The organism is Paenibacillus sp. FSL H8-0283, assembly GCF_045040675.1.
In the GTDB taxonomy this organism is placed as follows: Bacteria; Bacillota; Bacilli; order Paenibacillales; family Paenibacillaceae; genus Paenibacillus; species Paenibacillus amylolyticus.
This window is the reverse complement of sequence record NZ_CP150295.1, coordinates 6,019,148-6,038,405: the sequence shown is the minus strand read 5'-3', so window position 1 is coordinate 6,038,405 and position 19,258 is coordinate 6,019,148. Positions and strand designations below refer to the sequence as shown.

The window sequence follows — 19,258 nt, the reverse complement described above, 5'->3', positions numbered from 1 at the left end:
GAAGAGACGTTTTTTGGGTTATAAGAAGTATGAAAGAATTTAATAATGTTTTGTCAATGGTCGAAATGAAAATAAAGTGTCCAAATTGCGAATAAAATTTGAACATTTGTTGACTAAAAATCATACTGATGTGGTATATTGGTATAAGGAAAGCACTTACAAAAAGGGAAAAGGAAGTGTTTACTATGGCATCGAAGACAGCAATGGTTAGCCAATTGGAGCGCAAAGACAAAAATATGCGGCGCGCCGTCTTGACGATGACAGTTCTGGCATGGGTCGCACTCATTACGGGAGTGATCATGTGTCTGATCAATCTGAACGAATTTAATGATCGTAATCTTGGCTTGATGGTTGGTATTGGATTCCTTGTAGGTAGTGTGTTTATTTACGTTATTGCCAAAGCGATTGGCCTTGTTCATACACGCCGGGAAGACGAAGGCGCTGATTGATTATAATCCTGCGTTAATTCGTTCATAATAAGACTGGATGAGTTCCCGGAATCCAGTCAATAAAGCCCTTTGCGGATTCGTTGACACTGTTCAACGGGACTGCAAAGGGTTTTATTTTGTGACTTGATGTGTAAAGATTACGAAGTACAAATATCAAGCATGCAAGCGATTTGTGAGAAAAAATTCACACATTTAAGGTGTAAAATCGACAAATTTGTTAACAAGAACAAAAAAGTTGTTCATTTCTGATATCTTTAGTAGGAAGAGAGTAGTATACTGATTTTTCAGTATGAGCGAATTTAAGGAGAGGGGATCAAAATGAACAAGAAACCTAGGTCGCTAATCCGGATTATCATTCCGGTTGTCCTGACGTTGGTTACAATTGCATTGATTGTCTGGCCAATGCTGGCAGGCGGACAGTACGTTGTTCTGGATCCGAAGGGGCCAATTGGCGCTTCGCAGAGAGATTTGATTGTCATCTCGACAATTTTGTGTGCTGTCATTATTGTGCCAGTACTCATTTTGGCTGCCGTAATCGTATGGCGTTACCGTGAGAAACCGGACAACAAAGCAGCATATGAACCTAACTGGGCTCATAGCACCAAAGCGGAGGTTGTATGGTGGACCATTCCAATTATTATTATTGGAATACTTGCAATTGTAACGATTCGTTACACGTATGTTTTGGAACCTTCGAAGCCGTTGGCTCACGAGAAAGCACCAATTACCATCCAAGTGTCTTCACTGGACTGGAAATGGCTGTTTATGTATCCAGAACAAGGAATTGCAACGGTTAATACGTTGAATATTCCGGCAGACCGGCCCGTGAAATTTGAACTCACTGCGGATTCACCGATGAACTCATTCTGGATTCCGCAACTTGGAGGACAGATTTATACGATGTCGGGTATGGCGATGACCTTGTATCTGCAGGCAGATCATGAAGGCAAGTACTGGGGTTCAGGCGCTAACTTCACAGGTGAGCATTTTGGAGAAATGCGTTTTGATGTGAATGCTACATCGGACGAAGATTTTGACAATTGGGTAGCTGAAGTGAAACAGAGTTCTCAGGCGTTGACTACAGAAGGTTACAAAGCACTGGCTGAGCCAGGCACAAGCAACGTTGCTTATTATTCTGCCTTCCCAGAAGGATTGTTCCAAAATATTGTGACCAAGTATGTAGTAGATGGTCAAAGTGCTCACAGTAAGCATGGAACTTCAAAAGAAGCTTCTGGAGCCATTCAAAATGCAACTGATACGTCCAATCAAGACGAGGACGAGAGTGCTAACTAAAGATTCGAAAGGAGGCCCCCAATGTTAGAGGGACTTAAAGAGTTTGCATCGGAGTTTTTCGTAACCGGTGATCCGCTCATTTATGGTGCGATGGTAGCTATCGGAATTACCATGATTACTATTGTAGCGGTGCTAACTTATTTCAAAAAATGGGGCTGGCTCTGGCGTAACTGGTTAACGACTGTCGATCACAAAAAGATCGGTATCATGTATATCATTGCTTCCATTATCATGTTGTTCCGTGGTGGTGTGGATGCGCTAATGATGCGCCTTCAGCTAGCTATGCCTAACAATGAATTTCTGAATCCTGAGCATTATAATCAGGTCTTTACAACTCACGGTACGATCATGATCTTGTTCATGGCGATGCCATTTATGTTTGGTCTATTTAACGTTATCGTGCCATTACAGATCGGAGCAAGGGACGTTGCGTTCCCGTTCCTGAATGCACTGAGCTTCTGGTTATTCTTCCTGGGAGCAATGCTGTTTAACCTGTCATTTGTTATCGGTGGTTCACCGGATGCAGGATGGCTGAGTTATCCGCCTCTATCGGAGCTGTCACACAGTCCGGGGGTAGGACAGAACTTCTATATATGGGGTATACAGATATCGGGTATCGGTTCCTTGGCTACCGGTATCAACTTCCTGGTTACCATCATTAAAATGCGTGCGCCAGGCATGAGATGGATGAAAATGCCGATGTTCACATGGTCGGTATTCTCCACTTGTATCATTATCTTGTTTGCTTTCCCGATCTTGACTGTGACACTTGCATTGTTATTCCTCGACAGGTTTGCCGGGGCGCATTTCTTCACACTTGATCTGGGCGGTAACCCAATGATGTATATCAACTTGATCTGGATGTGGGGTCACCCTGAGGTATACATTGTCGTCTTGCCGGCATTCGGTGTGTTCTCCGAGATTGTAAGTACCTTCTCTCGGAAAAAACTGTTTGGCTACAAATCGATGGTATTCGCGATGTTGATCATCAGCTTCCTGTCCTTCTTCACATGGGCGCATCACTTCTTCACGATGGGTTCCGGAGCAGACGTGAATGCATTCTTCGCCGTAACTACGATGTTGATTGCTATTCCAACAGGGGTTAAGATATTCAACTGGCTGTTTACCATGTATCGAGGAAGGATTCGCATGGCGACTCCGATGATGTGGACACTTGCCTTTATCCCGTGCTTTATTGTCGGGGGTATGACAGGCGTTCTGTTATCCGTTGCTCCTGCTGACTTCCAGTTCCACAACAGTTACTTCCTGATTGCCCACTTCCACCAAGTATTGATCGGTGGCGTTGTCTTCGGATACTTCGCAGGTCTGTACTACTGGTGGCCTAAAATGTTCGGTTTCCAACTCGAAGAGAAACTGGGCAAATGGGCATTCTGGACTTGGAATATTGGTTTCTATGTCTGCTTCATGCCGCAGTACGCTGTCGGTCTAATGGGTATGACACGTCGTCTGAGCACATACGGCTGGGATACTGGCTGGTGGGAACTGAACTTCGTATCCACAATCGGGGCATTCCTGATGGGTGTCGGATTCCTGTTCCAAGTTGCACAAATCGCAGACGGTATTCGCAAATACAAATCACTCAAAGCTTCCGCCGATCCATGGGATGGCCGTACGCTGGAGTGGTCAATTCCTTCACCAGCTCCTGAATACAACTTCGCCGTTACACCGCGCGGAGATGATATTGATGAGTGGTGGGAAGAGAAAGAACGTCGTGCCAAAGGCATCTATCCGGCAGAGCAACCGCTTGAGCCGATTCATATGCCGAAGAACTCTGGAATTCCGTTCATCATGTCTGTCTTCTGGTTCATCGCCGGTTTCGGCTTTGTATTCGGATGGTTGTGGATGGCAATTCTCGGACTCGCTGGCGTAGGGATCTGTATGATCGCCCGTTCATTCTCATATGATACGGATTATTACATTCCGGTCGACGAAATTAAACGTACCGAAGCGTCGTTAAGGGGGTCGGTATAGATGGCTCAAGCAGCCGCTAAGCACGGTGAGAATCATGCACATGGTCACGACCATGGACATCATGATCCACAGGAAATGAAAATTCTCGGTTTCTGGTTCTTCCTGATTTCCGACGTTATCCTGTTCTCCGTATTGTTCGCAACCTTCATTGTGTTGCGTGACAATACGGCGGGCGGACCGATTTTGTCTGAATTGATCAAAATGCCTGGTGTTATTGCCGAAACGTTTATCTTGCTCACAAGTTCATTCACGAGCGGACTAGCCGTACTGGCGATGAATCAAGGCAAAGTAAAACAATTAATCAGTTGGCTGGCAGTTACAGCCGTTCTGGGTGCAAGCTTTATCGCACTGGAAGTATATGAGTTTATTGAGTTGATTCACGAAGGGTTCAGCTTTACAACGAGTGCTGCTTCTGGCGCATTCTTCACCCTTGTGGGAACTCACGGACTTCACGTATCGCTTGGTCTGATCTGGATGATTGGACTTATGTTACAACTGAAAAAACGTGGTATTACTGATGTTACTCGCGGTAAAATCAACGTCATCAGTTTGTACTGGCACTTCTTGGACGTCGTATGGATTTTCCTCCTGTCGATCGTCTATCTCATGGGGGTGATGTAGATGGCAGAGCACAACTCACATGATTCCCACGGCCATGAACAACATGGCTCACTGAAGTCTTATGTCATCGGCTTCATTCTGTCCGTCGTACTGACAATCATTCCACTTGTGGTGGTTTTGAACGACATGATGGGCAAAACAGGAACACTCGTTGTGATTCTTGGTACAGCAGCACTTCAGTTTGTGGTTCAACTCTTCTTCTTCATGCATATCCGTGAAACAGGGAAACCACGCTGGAATGTGATGGCACTTATTTTCGGATTACTGATTATGATGACTATCGTGATTGGTTCGATCTGGATCATGCTTAACAACGCTGTTGCACATTAATTCACATGATGAAGAGCTTCACGACCTTGGAATTCAAGGTTGTGGGGCTCTTTTTTTCGAATCAGAAGTTATCGCATATTTTAATGAAAAAGTTGTATTATATCTTAATAAGTCGTTTATGAAATAATTTACCAGTGATACTATTGTCATACACTCTGGAAATATATTCAATATTTTAGTTAGAGAAATTTTAGAAAAATTATTTTAGGAGATGTACCAATGAAAGCAAGGGTAATCCGTTATTATCGTTTTGGCGAACCAAGTGAAGTGTTATGTATGGAAGAAAAAGATGTGATACCCCCTGGACCCGGTGAATTAGCAGTGAGGATGTATGCTCGGCCTATTAATCCCTCCGATATTATTCCTGTTCGAGGAGCTTACCCGCATCGTACCCGATTACCAGCTGTTCCCGGGTTTGAGGGTATGGGGATAGTAGAAGCAGTAGGATTGGGAGTATCCAATCAAATGTTGGGGCGCCGCGTCTTGCCACTAAAAGGCGAGAATACTTGGCAGGACGTCGTGAAGACTTTGGAGCGACATACAATTATTGTGCCGAATGATATCGATGATCACTCAGCCAGCCAGCTCTATATTAATCCGGTTACGGCTTGGTTGATCTGTACAGAGGTGCTTAAGCTTACGTATGGTGATACCCTGATTGTGAATGCAGGGGGATCTGCAATCGGGCGAATCTTTGCACAGATCTCAAAAATTTATGGATTTAAATTGATTGCGCTTACGAGAGATGATTGTCATACTGCTGAACTGTATCGTCTTGGAGCAGTTTCTGTTATCAATACAACGAAAGAGTTGCTACAGTCTAAAATTACGGAATTAACAGAGGGATACGGTGCTGATGCAGCCGTGGATTGTATTGGAGGGACAGACGGGGAACAATTGGTGAGTTGCCTTAAACCAAATGGGACGGTCATCAGTGTAGGACTGCTTTCGGGGATCACACCGTTATGGCATGAAGTAACCCGGGGAACACAAGTTCATGTGAAACTTTTCTGGTTAAAACATTGGGTGGAACGCTGTTCGCAAGAACGCTGGGAACAGGTATTTCATGAGGTGATGGAGCTGGTCAGAGCAGGGAGACTTGTCATGGCAAACATTGGGGCGACGTATGAACTAACGAATGTACAACAGGCTATTACAGCGGCTGAATCGGGTATCGAGGGGAAGGTTCTCTTAATACAGTAGTACATAAGACTTGGAAAAAAGTCTTAAGCTCATTATCACATAAATTACTTTTTCAAAAATAAAGGTACACAAAAGATACATAATGAACTAAAATGAACTTATATGAACATTATCAAACTCAATCCCAACTAATTTAAATGACGAAAGGAATGGATTAATAATGGAAAATCGTTATGCTGCACATCCCAATGAAGTGAAAACGTATGATACATCTCGCCTGCGTGAGGAATTTTTGATGGAGCAACTGTTTGCAACCGATGAATTGGTAACGGTGTATTCTCATGTGGATCGTTATATTGTGGGAACGGCTGTACCTGAGAGCAAGGACATTACCCTTGAAGTGAACCTGAAAGATATCGGAACGAACTTTTTCCTGGAGCGTCGTGAAATCGGTATCATTAATGTCGGTGGTCACGGAACAGTGACAGCGGACGGACAAGGTTATGAGATTGGAGCGAAGGAATGTCTCTACATCGGTAGAGGTGTGAAGGAAGTTGTGTTCACAAGCAGTGACAAGGCTCAACCTGCCCAATTCTATTTTGTATCCACACCGGCTCATCACACCTATCCAACAGTAAAAGCAACACAAGAACAAGCTCAGCCAAATCATCTGGGCAGCATCGAAACTTCCAATGAGCGTACGATCTATCGTTACATTCACCAAGGAGAAGGCGGAATTCAGAGTTGTCAGTTGGTGATGGGCATTACCGAACTCAACAAGGGTAACATGTGGAACACGATGCCTGCACATACCCATAACCGCCGTTCCGAAGTATACTTGTACTGGAACTTGCCTGAAGACGGTGTTGTATTCCATATGATGGGTGAGCCAAACGAAACACGTCATCTGGTTGTACGTGATCGCCAGGCGATCATTTCCCCAAGCTGGTCCATTCACAGTGGTGTGGGTACAAGCAATTACACCTTCTGTTGGGCGATGGCTGGTGAGAACCAGACGTTCGAAGATATGGACGGCGTAGCGATGAAAGACCTGAAATAATAAATTACAGATGTCTGAGTTAAATTGACAGGGTAGACACTAGAACACTCATTCATTTGACTCAGGTAATATAGGAAGTTGATTATGATGAATCCATTGAAAAGACATGAAAAAATTATGGAGGCTCTGCTGGAACGCCAGGAAGTAACCGTCAGTGATCTGAGTGAGTTGTTGCAGGTGACGGGGAAGACTGTGCGAGAGGATCTCGACAAGTTGGAGAGTATGGGACTGCTCGTACGTGTCCATGGTGGTGCTATGCTGGCTCAGAATGACCAGTATGGCATCTTGAATAGCCGCGGAGTTACCGAGAAGCATCATTCGGAGAAGACGGAGATTGCTGAACGTGCCCTTGCTTACATTCGACCTGGAGATATCGTTGCTCTCGATGGTGGCAGCACTACGCTGGAGATGGCCAAACGTCTCGATAATCAACCGCTGACGGTGGTGACCAATGACCTGTTCATTATTGCGGAGTTGACCAAAAAGGAGCAAGTGCGACTGGTTGTGCCTGGCGGGGCGCGTGTACGGAATATGCTGGTTGGGGATGATACGGCTGCGTTTATATCCAGTCTTAACATTCATAAAGCCTTTATATCCACGACAGCCCTTCATCCGGAATTTGGATTATCCATATACACGGGAGATCTGGTTCCTTTGAAAAAAGCAATGATATCTGCCTCGCAGCAAGTATACGGCGTTGTGGATCATTATAAATTCGGACAATTTGCACTGCGAACTTTCGCCCAGTGTTCGCAACTGGACTATATTATCAGCGATAGTCGTTTGGATGAAGAGACGGCTGCCTTATACGAGCAGAGCGGTGTCACAGTGGATTATCAAAGTTAACCTCATTCATTATTCATGGGATTAAAGAACGGACGGATCTAAGGATTGCATATCAAAACCATGCGGAGGAATCATTCATGAACCCATTTGATTTAAGCGGACAAGTTGCACTGGTGACAGGTACCTCGGGAGGACTTGGACAAGGGATGGCCATTGGTTTGGCAGAAGCAGGTGCTGATGTGGTGCTGGTCTCTTATTCCAAGCCTGCGGCAACGGCAAGTGCCATTGAAGCACTCGGACGCAAAGCTTATGTGATTGAAGCGGATTTAAGTCGTGAAGATGAGTTGTCGGCTGTGTTCGAACAGGCGCTTGCGTTCCAGGGCAGAATTGACATTCTCGTCAACAATGCCGGAATCATTCGTCGCACACCTGCGGCTGATCATGCAGTTCAGGACTGGCATGATGTAATTGGTCTGAACCTGAACACTGTATTTTTCCTAAGCCAATTGGCAGGCAGACATATGATTGAACGCGGAAGTGGCAAAATCATTAATATTGCATCCATGTTGTCCTATCAAGGTGGGATCAACGTGCCAGGGTATACAGCCAGTAAACATGGCGTTGCCGGTTTAACCAAAGCACTCGCTAATGAATGGGCAGGTAAAGGAATCCAGATTAACGGTATCGCACCTGGTTATATGGAAACCGATAATACTACCCAGATCCGTGCGGATGAGAATCGGTACCGGGATATTACAGCCCGTATTCCTGCTGGGCGTTGGGGAACACCTGAAGATCTGAAAGGCCCGGTTGTCTTTCTGGCATCTGCCGCTTCGGATTATCTGAATGGTCATGTGCTGAATGTCGATGGCGGCTGGATGGCACGTTAATCGTTTGATAATCGGATTAGCATAGGGAGGCAGTGAGATGAAACTTGGTATTCTGGCACATACATTTGGCAAACAGCCTACAGCACAGCTTGCGCAGACGATTGCGGATAACGGATTTAATTCCGTACAGCTGGCGCTGGCCAAAGCATTATCCGATGTGGACTCATCGAATGGCAAGCTGAGCCCAGGGCTAGCGAATGAGATCGGAGATCAATTTGCACAGCGCGGGGTGAAGATTGCAGTACTGGGCTGTTATATTAATCCGATTGACCCTGATCCGGTAAGACGACGTGCGGACATTGATCGATTCAAGGAGCATCTGCGTTATGCCCGGGATTTTGGTTGCAGCATGGTTGCAACGGAGACCGGGGGCTTGGACACCTATCAGGATACACATCCGGATGGATATGAAGAGAAGGCGTGGAGTGTGCTGAAAGAAACGGTTGAGGAGTTGGCTGAGGAAGCGGAGAAATGGGGCGTGCATGCGGCGATTGAGCCTGTGTCCACACATACTCTTCATACCCATGAACATATGACACGTTTGTTTGAAGAGATTCCTTCATCGAATCTGGGGATGCTGTTCGATCCGTGTAATCTGATCAAACAACCACATGCAACAGATCAAGGGGCTTTCTTGCGCGAGGTGATGGAATCGCTGTATCAGCGCATGATTGTGATCCATGCCAAAGATGTAGCCTTTGATGCACAGGGAGAGAAGTACAATCCGGTACCTGGGGCAGGGATACTGGATTACCCGTTATTTTTTGAATTGTTAAAAACGTATAAGCCACATATCGATATTTCACTTGAAGGCGTAACTGCGGAGGAAGCTGTACCTGCGGCCAAACATTTGCGTGAAGTATGGAGTGCAGTTCGGGTCTAACCAAACCCAGGATGAGGTATTGCATACCGAAGCCAACGTAGCTGAAAAACCTTTGCGAGTGCAGAGGTTTTTTTGGTACAGAAATTGATAATATACATATTTAATATTTCTTATCGGAAAAATCGGAAATAATTCTTTTCAAATGCGACATCTTGTGAGAGAATATGGAAAACATACGCTACCATGCGAAGACATCAGGAACTTAAAGAACGTATATATTGAGGGAGGATTCAGATTTATGTCAAACGAACGTGAGCTTTCATTTGAAACATTGGCAATTCATGCAGGCCAGGAGATTGATCCAACCACCAACGCACGAGCTGTGCCCTTGTATCAGACAACATCCTATGGATTCAAGGACACCGAGCATGCAGCTAACTTGTTTGGTTTGAAAGAGTTTGGCAACATTTATACCCGTCTGATGAATCCAACAACCGACGTGTTTGAGCAACGGATTGCGGCGTTGGAAGGCGGAGCTGGAGCGCTGGCTACAGCTTCTGGTCAGGCAGCGATTACGTTTTCACTTCTGAATATTGCTGGTGCAGGTGATGAGATCGTATCTTCGGCGAGTTTGTATGGAGGTACATACAATCTGTTCTCGACGACTTTGCCGAAACTGGGTCTGGACGTAAAATTTGTGGATTCCAGTGATCCTGAGAATTTCCGGGCAGCGATTACGGAGAAAACGAAAGCATTGTATGCCGAAACGATCGGTAATCCGAAGGGGAATGTACTTGATATTGAAGCGGTGGCAGCCATCGCTCATGAACATGGAATTCCTTTGATCGTGGATAATACATTCCCGAGTCCGTACCTGCTTCGTCCAATCGAACATGGCGCAGATATTGTCGTTCACTCTGCAACGAAATTTATTGGGGGTCATGGTACATCCATTGGTGGTGTTATCGTGGATAGCGGGAAATTTGACTGGAAAGCAAGTGGCAAGTTCCCTGGATTGACGGAACCGGACTCCAGTTATAACGGTGTTGTATATACGGAAGCGGTTGGACCGATTGCTTATATTATCAAAGCTCGTGTACAACTTCTGCGTGACCTGGGTGCAACGATCTCTCCATTCAACTCCTGGTTGTTGCTGCAAGGACTCGAGACATTACATCTGCGCGTAGAGCGTCATAGTAGCAACGCCCTTGCGGTTGCAGAATTCCTTGAGAAACATGAGGATGTGTCTTGGGTAAGTTATGCAGGTCTACCGAGCCACGGTTCTTATGAGCTTGCACAGAAGTATCTGCCAAGAGGGCAGGGTGCGATTCTGACCTTTGGAATCAAAGGTGGTGCGGACGCGGGTCGCAAGTTGATTGAGAGTGTCAAACTGTTCTCTCACCTTGCAAACGTGGGCGATTCCAAGTCACTGATTATTCACCCGGCAAGTACAACTCACGCGCAGTTGACCGAAGATGAACAAACCGCAGCAGGGGTTAATCCGGAATTGATTCGTTTGTCTGTTGGTACCGAGAACATTCAAGACATTATCTATGATCTGGAGCAAGCCATCAAGGCAAGTCAGGGAGCAAGCGTAGGCGCGTAAATGGCATTTGGGTGGATGTGTAAACAATCACTTAAGTGATATGCCATAAACAGGTCATATGAATATCAATAGATGGTTAAAGCCGTTGTCCCCCGGGACAGCGGCTTTTTTTCTTTTTGAACACGCATGTATGACTATCCATCGAAAAAAGCCCATTTACAAATGTGGATCGCAGGCATATACTGATTAAAAGTTGTATTGAGTAAACACAATTGCATAAGTGCAAAAATGATTATCATTCTCATTCGAGATTATGTCAAAATCATTCACAAAACCATGCTGCTGCGGGATTCCCGCAGCAGCATGTGTCATTTTTAGGGCATTAACAATGGCTCTCATTCTCAATACAACTTCATTTTTGGGAGCGGAATTTAGCAGACTCTTCATCCGCAAACCTACCATTCGAAAGGAACGTGATTCATATGCAAGCGATACATCAACCACTACACAGACAGAAACAAGCGGAACAGCGCTTATCCCAAACACCAGGCCCAAACCGGGGACGTAAGCCTGATTTTCGAGCCATGGTGCAGAATAAAGAGATGCAATCTGCATTGGGCAGCGGGCTGTTGATGCTGATTGCCTGGGGAACTGCACCTTATTTTGGTACCTTATCCATCATGCTCTACATTGTGGCGTATGCCGTAGGCGGTTGGACCAAAGCGAAGGAAGGCATCGAGACACTGGTCAAGGAACGTGATCTGGATGTAAACCTGCTGATGATTGCAGCATCCCTCGGGGCAGCAGCCATTGGTTACTGGAATGAAGGTGCGATGCTAATCTTTATTTTTGCACTCAGTGGTGCGTTGGAAAGTTATGCGACAGAGCGCAGTCATAAGGATATCTCATCTTTACTGGCGCTGAAGCCGGAGACTGCACTGCGTATTGAGGATGGACAGATGAACCTTGTGGCTATTGATGATCTGCAGCCGGGTGATCTGCTGTTGGTCAAACCGGGAGAACTGATTCCTGCGGATGGCGTGGTGTACCGGGGGAGTTCTTTTATCAATCAGTCGTCCATTACTGGAGAATCCCTGCCTGTGGACAAAGTTGCGGGGGATGAAGTCTATGCAGGTACGGTAAACGGGGAGGGCGCCTTATACGTAGAGGTCACAAAATCGGCGGAAGGGTCACTGTTCGGCAAAATCATTAAAATGGTGGAAGAAGCGCAGGCAGAAGTGCCGGATTCCCAGCGTTTTATGGAGCGGTTTGAAGGAATTTACGCACGTATTGTTGTAGGGGTAACTTTACTTGTGATTGCAGGAACTCCACTTTTGCTTGGGTGGACATGGAATGAGGCATTTTATAAAGCGATGGTATTTCTGGTGGTTGCTTCACCTTGTGCATTGGTGTCTTCCATCATGCCTGTCATGCTGTCCGCGATGTCCAGCAGCGCCCGCCGAGGCATTCTCTTTAAGGGAGGTGCCCATATGGAGAATATGGCTCGCACGCGGGTCGTGGCTTTTGACAAAACAGGTACATTGACAATGGGCACCCCACAAGTGACCGATATTATTACGGCTGAACATGTAGATCGTGCCCAGCTGTTAGCTGCAGTAGCGGCGATTGAGAACCTGTCCATGCACCCTTTGGCTCGTGCCATCGTAGATCAGGCGAACAAGGAGAACATTACACTTCAGGAAGCGGAGCACGTACAGGCTCTAACAGGCTGGGGCATCGAAGGAACTGTGAACGATGTGGTCTGGAGCATTGGCAAAACAGATGTACTGAGATCTATGCAGTCAGAGAAGATGACAGGCAGCAACGTTGATCCAGATGAACATGATGTTAACCCTGTGAAGGTATCTTCTGAGTGGGGCGATGTATGCTCTCGTCTTGAAGGGGAGGGAAAAACCGTATCCGCTGTTATGGCTGCTGGTGAATTAGTCGGGCTGATCGCGATGCGGGATATGGTACGGCCACAGGCAGCAGCTGCAGTGAAAAAGCTTGAAGCGATGGGTGTAAAAGTTGCCATGTTAACAGGAGATCGAGCCAGATCAGCTTCTGTAATTGCGCGTGAAACTGGAGTAAGCATGGTCTATGCAGACTTGCTGCCTGGAGATAAAGTGAAGCAGGTCCAAGCGCTCCGCAAACAGTATGGTCCTGTGTTAATGGTAGGGGATGGTGTCAATGACGCACCGGCACTTGCAGCAGCTACTGTGGGTATGGGGATGGGATTGTCCGGCAGCGGAACTGCACTGGAGGTGGCTGATGCGGTACTCATGAACGATAACATTGAAGAGATTGCTTGGGTGATTGGGCAGGCCCGGCGAGCTCAGCGTACGGTGAAACAGAATATGTGTTTTGCCATCACCGTTATTCTGGCCTTAATTGCGGGTAACTTCCTCCAAGACGTCGCATTGCCTCTGGGTGTGGTAGGTCATGAAGGCAGTACAATTCTGGTTATTCTGAATGGGCTCAGGCTGCTACGGTAATCAGATTAGAAGAGGAAAATGGCTAATTGGTTTCGCTGGTAATATGCGGCTGGTTGAACGGCTTACGTTTGAACCTTGGGTCAGCGGGTAATGATTCGAAGAGACGATTCGATAATAAGGGAGCTGTGAAATATGGGACGTTATGTACAAGTGGAACCAAATGTAAAAGTATATGTTGAAGATATAGGCGAAGGAACCCCGGTTGTCTTTTTGCACGGCTGGCCTGTTAATTATAAAATGTTTGAATATCAATTGAACGTACTGCCGAACCATGGCATTCGTGCCATCGCGATAGATTTTAGAGGATATGGCTTATCGGATAAGCCTTCCACAGGATATGATTATGATCGCATGGCAGACGATGTTCGTGCCGTTATTGATGATCTGGAGCTGAAAGACGCGGTACTCGCAGGATTCTCTATGGGTGGAGCGATCGCAGTACATTACATGGCTCGCCATAAGGGATATGGCGTCTCCAAGCTGGCCTTGTTATCTGCGGCAGCACCTGTGTTCACACAGCGCGAAGGTTATCCGTACGGATTGACTCCAGAGCAGCTGAACGAGCAGATCATTGAGCCGATCTTTGCAGATCGTCCGAAGTTGCTGGAGACGTTTGGCGGCATGTTCTTCGCGAAGAAACACAGTCAGCCATTCATGGATTGGTTCCACGCCCTCGGCATGGAAGCTTCATCTTATGGTACCATTCGCAGTGCAATTGCGTTGCGGGATGAGGACTTGCGAGGTGACCTGAGTTCCATACAGGTGCCAACAGCCATTTTGCACGGGAAAAAAGATGAGATCTGTCCGTTTGAGTTCGCCGAGCAGATGCACCAAGGCATCGCTTCGTCTCAACTAATTGCTTTTGAAGAGAGTGGTCATGGTGCATTTTATGATGAATTGGAAAAATTCAATTCGGAATTGATTCGTTTCATCCAATCCTGATCAGGAGAGGGCATAATACCTCTGACAGACGATCCCAGTAATTTCATGGAATCTTCATTTGTGGCTAAACAAAGAACCCGGTTGACAGTCTTGGACTGTTCGCCGGGTTCTTTAGTCTTCAATTAAAACAGTTCGGTCAGACCAATCATCGTGATGAGCCCGAGTAAAAAGGACATCGTCGCCACACGTGCATTGCCATCGCCGTGACTCTCGGGAATAAGTTCCTTATAAACAATGAACATCATCGCACCGGCTGCAAAGGCCAGACCATAAGGCACAAGACCAGCTACGAGACTGCTCAAGGTGTAACCAATCATAGCTGTAATAATCTCTACCGCTCCGGTCAGGGTGGCAATACCCAGCGCTTTGAAGCGGCCAATGTTCTGGTTTACTAGGAAAAGGGCCACCAGAAATCCTTCCGGCGCATTCTGCAATCCAATGGAAAAGGCAATGAGATTGCCCAGGTTCTCATCCGAGCTTGCATAGCTGACGCCAACGGATAACCCTTCCGGCAGATTATGCATGGTGATGGCTGCAATAATCATGAAGGCTTTGGTTTCAATTTTAAAAGGCATTTTCTCGGGATTCTCCAGATCGACGTGTGGAATCTTCATCTCCAGCACCAGTAGAACCAGGCTACCAAGCATAATACCAAATGCAAGTACAAAGAGATTCGATTGGCCAAGCGCTTCCGGAATGAGATTATACACCGAGGCTGAGGTCATAATACCTGCGGCGTATGCCAGCAAGATATCACGCAGACGGTGTGATATTTTACGCATAAATAGAATCGGTACGGCCCCTAGGCCGGTAGACATGGCTGATATAAAACTGCCAATGAGTGCATCGTTCATGCTTCCATTTTCCCTCCTGATGAAGACTTCTTCATAATCGCTGCCGAGCATTGACACCGTACATAAAAGAGATCATAATGAACAACAGATTAGAATGATTATAAATTAGAATTCCGTTTCTGCATAGGGCCATTGTCATATCACAGGCAGGTCTTGTGGACATGATGTGGGCTTTTCGTTCTAGTGTATGCAAAAGCCTAAGCTTTTGATGCCGGAGGGTCTAACCTTTTTGCAGAACCCGGGGGAGGAACTATACATGTATAAATCAATTATTATTGGAACAGGCCCTGCAGGGCTGACAGCAGCAATCTATCTGGCACGTGCCAACTTGAACCCACTCGTTATTGAAGGACCACAACCTGGTGGCCAACTGACAACAACGACTGAAGTGGAGAACTTCCCAGGTTTCCCTGATGGAATTATGGGTCCTGAACTGATGGATAACATGCGTAAACAAGCTGAGCGCTTCGGTGCTGAATTCCGTACAGGCTGGGTTAACAACATCGACATGAGCGAGCGTCCATTCAAGATTCAAGTTGAAGGTATGGGTGAACTCGTATCGGAAACATTGATCCTGTCCACAGGCGCAACTGCTAAATACCTGGGTATCCCTGGCGAAGAAACGAATGTAGGCCGCGGTGTCAGCACATGTGCAACATGTGATGGATTCTTCTTCCGTAACAAAGAAATCATCGTTATCGGCGGTGGTGACTCTGCTCTTGAGGAAGCAAGCTTCCTGTCCCGTTTCGGTTCCAAAGTAACGTTGGTACACCGTCGTGAAGAACTGCGTGGCTCCAAAATCATGCAGGATCGTGCACGGAGCAACGAAAAAGTAGAAATGGCTTTGAACCGTACACCACTCGAAGTACTTGCTGGCGACAACGGCGTAACCGGACTGAAAGTGTTAAACAACGAAACAGGTGAAGAAGAAGTGATTCCGGCAAGTGGCGTATTCGTAGCGATCGGTCACACACCAAACACTGGTTTCCTTGGCGGACAGATCACTACGGACGAACATGGATATATCCTGACTACACCAGGTACATCCGAGACAAACATCCCAGGCGTATTTGCATGTGGTGACGTTCAGGATACACGTTACAAACAAGCGATTACAGCTGCAGGTAGCGGATGTATGGCTGCCATGGACACAGAGAAATACATTGAGAGCTTGGAGCACAGCGCAGTTGTTCTGTAATAGAATGAGCTGATTCCAACCAAACTATAGATTAATATAAAACCATATGAGGTGAATTAAACATGGAAAACGTAATTGTATATACATCAACGAACTGCCCGAACTGCAAATCCGTAAAAACGTTCCTGGCTGACAAAGGTATCTCTTATGAAGAGCGCAACATCGAAACTAGCGATGAATTTGCACAACAAGTATGGGACATGGGTGTACGTGCCGTGCCATTGACTGTCATTGGTGAACACCGCATTCTGGGTATGAACAAAACCCAATTTGCCAAAGCATTGGACGCTTAAATCAGGCTGATTATCTGAATCATCATGTGTTGAAAGAAATTTTCGATTCATATGCAATTCCGGTTTTCGCGAGCCGTTAGGATATAGAAAGAACCGTACCCGGAAGGGTACGGTTTTTTGTGCGTTTTCTATGAGTGGCTCGAATGAATTGGTATCTGGTCACAAACATCATTCGCAATTGTCCGATGTACAGAAGTGCGATATCATTTTCTTGAGTCGCAGAGCATAATTGAGGTGAACAAGCAGCATGATTATAGATCAGGAGGAGCATTTTCGCTTCTGGGAACAGGCGAGTATACGAGATATCCATTCTCACATACTAGTTAAAACAACTGGAATTAAGGCCATTATAATAATAACTGACATTACTTTTTTATTAGTTCGGGATTTGATCATTAGTTTTCGTGAGGTATACCAATTTCCAAAATTATAAAATCTAGAATGAATAAGAAAAGTTATCAAAGAATTAATTACAAAGAATATCAAAATATAATCTTTTGGATTAACACTCATCATAGGATAAACTTGCAGTTCTATACCCCATAGTAGGGTTATACCAATAAAATAAAGAATAGAACAAAGTATAAAATCAAACAGGAAACCAGATGTCTTTTTAAGCATATTAAAGCTCCTCTCTAATCTAGTGGTAAATCCAATATTAATTTCCAACCAACAATCATTTTACATTGAAAAAGTAAAAAAAACATACTGGTTTGACTACTTTTGTTCCGTTAACTAGGATTAAAGAGTAAGTCAAAAAACTCCATTGCTTATCTTCTGCAGAGGTCAGATCTCAAAACAACGTAAACGTATTAAATATATAGGTACTCAATCCAGAATATCGTTTATATGATTGAAGAACGATTTAAAGAAAGTTCGAGTTGTCCATAATTCAGCATCGATGTTAAGAATGGGCAAAAATATGCAGAAAAATCCCCTTGCGTCTGTAATTCAGAGTACATGATAACGTGTACCCATGAATTACTGCGAAAGGGGATTTTGCATGAAAACAAATAATTACATCTAGAAAAAAATACTCATGAAAGTCTGAAATACAACATACACCAGCAATCCTGACAGCATGTACATGAAACCAGCCTTCTTTTTGCTCTGGAACAATCGGAGTATGCCAAGGCTGAACAGGGGCGCAAGCACAATCAGGAACAGGAGGACGGTGACAAACATTTGCGCCGAGATATCTGAAGTATCCACGTAGGTCACGCTTTTTTTCACTCCGTTTCGTTATCGGAATTAACACAGCTTGATTCACACAGCCATGACAAAAATCACATAACCCCATTATACATCTGGATTTCTTTAACAAAAAGGGAGGAAATGGGGCGAAATGATGTCAATTTTCATCTGTTATTAGACAGACACCCTAATTTTACCTAAAAACTGGGATATCGCAGAGTAAGCGGCACCAACGCGGGTGGAACGGCTGCCCAGAGCTGCCCATTCAATCTGCAAACTGCGGCGGTGATAAGGTAATGTACGTTCCTCGACAACTTGTTTTAACGCTGTTTCAATCCATGGACCTGCTTCAGAGAGCGGACCGCCAATGATAATACGTTCCGGGTTGAAACTGTTAACGATATTGGTAATGCCAATCCCCAGTTTGCGTCCAATCGTGTTGTATAATTCTTGAACAGCATCGTGGCCTTGCTCCGCATGATGAATAAGCTCTCGTGTGGTATAAGCAGGTAATTTTAGCTGGTGATCCGGGTGCTCGTAGGCTTTTTCCGATGCGTACAACTCCCAGCAACCACGATTACCACAGGAGCAGGGCAGACCTTCCGCTTCAATGGACATATGGCCTGTTTCTCCTGCGTAGCCCCACGCGCCTTTGTATAATTCACCATCTACCATGATGCCTGAACCAATCCCCATGCCTGCACTGATGTAGATCATGTGACGTACACCGATACCTGCTCCAAAATTCAACTCTCCATGGGCACCAGCATTGGCTTCATTATCAATCGTTACAGGCAGTTGAAATTCTTCTTCAAGCATCGAGCGCAGAGTTACCTTTTCCCACCCCAAGTTGGGTGCAAACAGGACCGTTCCTGCCTCATCCACCATGCCGGGCACCCCGATGCCAATACCAATGACTCCATGAGGGGAAGCAGGAGCTGCTTCAATGAGTTGCTTTGCTGCCAATTTCAATTGCTCCAGTACAGAGGACACGTCATGATGTTCCAAGGTCACTGCGTACTCTGTAATGATGTGTCCTTCCAGATCTGTAAGCACGCCTTTCAAGTGGGTCACACTGAGTTCCAGACCGACTGCATAGCCTGATGTCCCTCGAAACAGCAGCATGAGTGGTTTACGTCCGCCGCTGGATTCCCCAGGGCCAATCTCCTGCACCAGGTCATCACTGATCAGATCAGCAACCAGGTTGGATACCGTTGCTTTGTTCAGCCCCGTAACCTCGGACACTCGTGCGCGAGAAAGAGGGGCATGGCGCCGGATCGTATCCAGAACGATCGACTTGTTTATTTTTTTGACCAGCATCTGGTCTCCGGTAATTTTCATATGGTTAA

Annotated in this window: 18 protein-coding genes; 15 read left to right on the top strand and 3 right to left on the bottom strand. The window is 45.8% G+C overall.

Annotated features, from left to right (window positions below; genetic code table 11):
• Nucleotides 1-185 precede the first annotated feature (185 nt).
• From MHI52_RS26735 to MHI52_RS26675, 13 genes are all read left to right on the top strand, one after another.
• On the top strand, nucleotides 186-449 hold the full coding sequence (locus tag MHI52_RS26735; protein WP_036606904.1) for a hypothetical protein: 264 nt from the start codon (nucleotides 186-188) through the stop codon (nucleotides 447-449).
• A gap of 318 nt (nucleotides 450-767) precedes the next feature.
• On the top strand, nucleotides 768-1,742 hold the full coding sequence (gene cyoA, locus MHI52_RS26730; protein ID WP_076253565.1) for a ubiquinol oxidase subunit II: 975 nt from the start codon (nucleotides 768-770) through the stop codon (nucleotides 1,740-1,742).
• A 21-nt stretch (nucleotides 1,743-1,763) separates the two neighbouring features.
• Nucleotides 1,764-3,734: a cbb3-type cytochrome c oxidase subunit I gene (locus MHI52_RS26725; protein WP_405157955.1), complete on the top strand. Its 1,971-nt coding sequence runs from the start codon at nucleotides 1,764-1,766 to the stop codon at nucleotides 3,732-3,734.
• Nucleotides 3,735-4,355, top strand: a complete 621-nt coding sequence (gene cyoC, locus MHI52_RS26720; RefSeq protein ID WP_036606911.1) for a cytochrome o ubiquinol oxidase subunit III — start codon at nucleotides 3,735-3,737, stop codon at nucleotides 4,353-4,355.
• Nucleotides 4,356-4,685, top strand: a complete 330-nt coding sequence (gene cyoD / locus MHI52_RS26715; RefSeq protein WP_017692224.1) for a cytochrome o ubiquinol oxidase subunit IV — start codon at nucleotides 4,356-4,358, stop codon at nucleotides 4,683-4,685. It begins immediately after the preceding gene.
• Nucleotides 4,686-4,904: 219 nt separating this feature from the next.
• Entirely contained in the window at nucleotides 4,905-5,888 is a 984-nt protein-coding gene (locus MHI52_RS26710) for a zinc-dependent alcohol dehydrogenase family protein (RefSeq protein ID WP_340984233.1), read from the top strand.
• A 160-nt stretch (nucleotides 5,889-6,048) separates the two neighbouring features.
• The gene (kduI, locus tag MHI52_RS26705) at nucleotides 6,049-6,888 is read left to right on the top strand and encodes a 5-dehydro-4-deoxy-D-glucuronate isomerase (RefSeq protein WP_036668043.1); all 840 of its coding nucleotides are present in this window, start codon (nucleotides 6,049-6,051) and stop codon (nucleotides 6,886-6,888) included.
• An 87-nt stretch (nucleotides 6,889-6,975) separates the two neighbouring features.
• Complete coding sequence (locus MHI52_RS26700; RefSeq protein ID WP_282322274.1) at nucleotides 6,976-7,734, top strand: DeoR/GlpR family DNA-binding transcription regulator; 759 nt, start codon at nucleotides 6,976-6,978, stop codon at nucleotides 7,732-7,734.
• Nucleotides 7,735-7,811: 77 nt separating this feature from the next.
• Nucleotides 7,812-8,564, top strand: coding sequence for a 2-dehydro-3-deoxy-D-gluconate 5-dehydrogenase KduD (gene kduD / locus MHI52_RS26695; protein ID WP_036606921.1), 753 nt, complete (start codon nucleotides 7,812-7,814; stop codon nucleotides 8,562-8,564).
• 37 nt (nucleotides 8,565-8,601) lie between these two features.
• Nucleotides 8,602-9,447 (top strand): sugar phosphate isomerase/epimerase, encoded by an 846-nt coding sequence (locus tag MHI52_RS26690; RefSeq protein ID WP_100529836.1) that lies wholly within the window; start codon nucleotides 8,602-8,604, stop codon nucleotides 9,445-9,447.
• Between the two features lie 238 nt (nucleotides 9,448-9,685).
• Nucleotides 9,686-10,993, top strand: a complete 1,308-nt coding sequence (locus MHI52_RS26685) for a homocysteine synthase (protein WP_036606925.1) — start codon at nucleotides 9,686-9,688, stop codon at nucleotides 10,991-10,993.
• Between the two features lie 422 nt (nucleotides 10,994-11,415).
• The gene (locus MHI52_RS26680; protein WP_405157954.1) at nucleotides 11,416-13,428 is read left to right on the top strand and encodes a heavy metal translocating P-type ATPase; all 2,013 of its coding nucleotides are present in this window, start codon (nucleotides 11,416-11,418) and stop codon (nucleotides 13,426-13,428) included.
• 132 nt (nucleotides 13,429-13,560) lie between these two features.
• A complete protein-coding gene (locus MHI52_RS26675; protein WP_340028351.1) occupies nucleotides 13,561-14,370 on the top strand; it encodes an alpha/beta hydrolase in 810 nt (269 codons plus the stop codon).
• A gap of 122 nt (nucleotides 14,371-14,492) precedes the next feature.
• On the opposite strand, the gene MHI52_RS26670 is transcribed toward MHI52_RS26675, so the two are convergent.
• The gene (locus tag MHI52_RS26670) at nucleotides 14,493-15,224 is read right to left on the bottom strand and encodes a ZIP family metal transporter (protein WP_036606933.1); all 732 of its coding nucleotides are present in this window, start codon (nucleotides 15,222-15,224) and stop codon (nucleotides 14,493-14,495) included.
• 256 nt (nucleotides 15,225-15,480) lie between these two features.
• Between MHI52_RS26670 and trxB the strand changes: the two genes are divergently transcribed.
• Nucleotides 15,481-16,422: a thioredoxin-disulfide reductase gene (trxB, locus tag MHI52_RS26665; protein ID WP_047841589.1), complete on the top strand. Its 942-nt coding sequence runs from the start codon at nucleotides 15,481-15,483 to the stop codon at nucleotides 16,420-16,422.
• Nucleotides 16,423-16,484: 62 nt separating this feature from the next.
• A complete protein-coding gene (locus tag MHI52_RS26660; protein WP_036668031.1) occupies nucleotides 16,485-16,715 on the top strand; it encodes a glutaredoxin family protein in 231 nt (76 codons plus the stop codon).
• 1,023 nt (nucleotides 16,716-17,738) lie between these two features.
• On the opposite strand, the gene MHI52_RS26655 is transcribed toward MHI52_RS26660, so the two are convergent.
• Together MHI52_RS26655 and MHI52_RS26650 are read right to left on the bottom strand one after the other, a co-directional pair.
• The gene (locus tag MHI52_RS26655) at nucleotides 17,739-17,936 is read right to left on the bottom strand and encodes a hypothetical protein (protein ID WP_017692236.1); all 198 of its coding nucleotides are present in this window, start codon (nucleotides 17,934-17,936) and stop codon (nucleotides 17,739-17,741) included.
• 147 nt (nucleotides 17,937-18,083) lie between these two features.
• The gene (locus MHI52_RS26650) at nucleotides 18,084-19,250 is read right to left on the bottom strand and encodes an ROK family protein (RefSeq protein ID WP_405157953.1); all 1,167 of its coding nucleotides are present in this window, start codon (nucleotides 19,248-19,250) and stop codon (nucleotides 18,084-18,086) included.
• Between the last annotated feature and the right edge of the window lie 8 nt (nucleotides 19,251-19,258).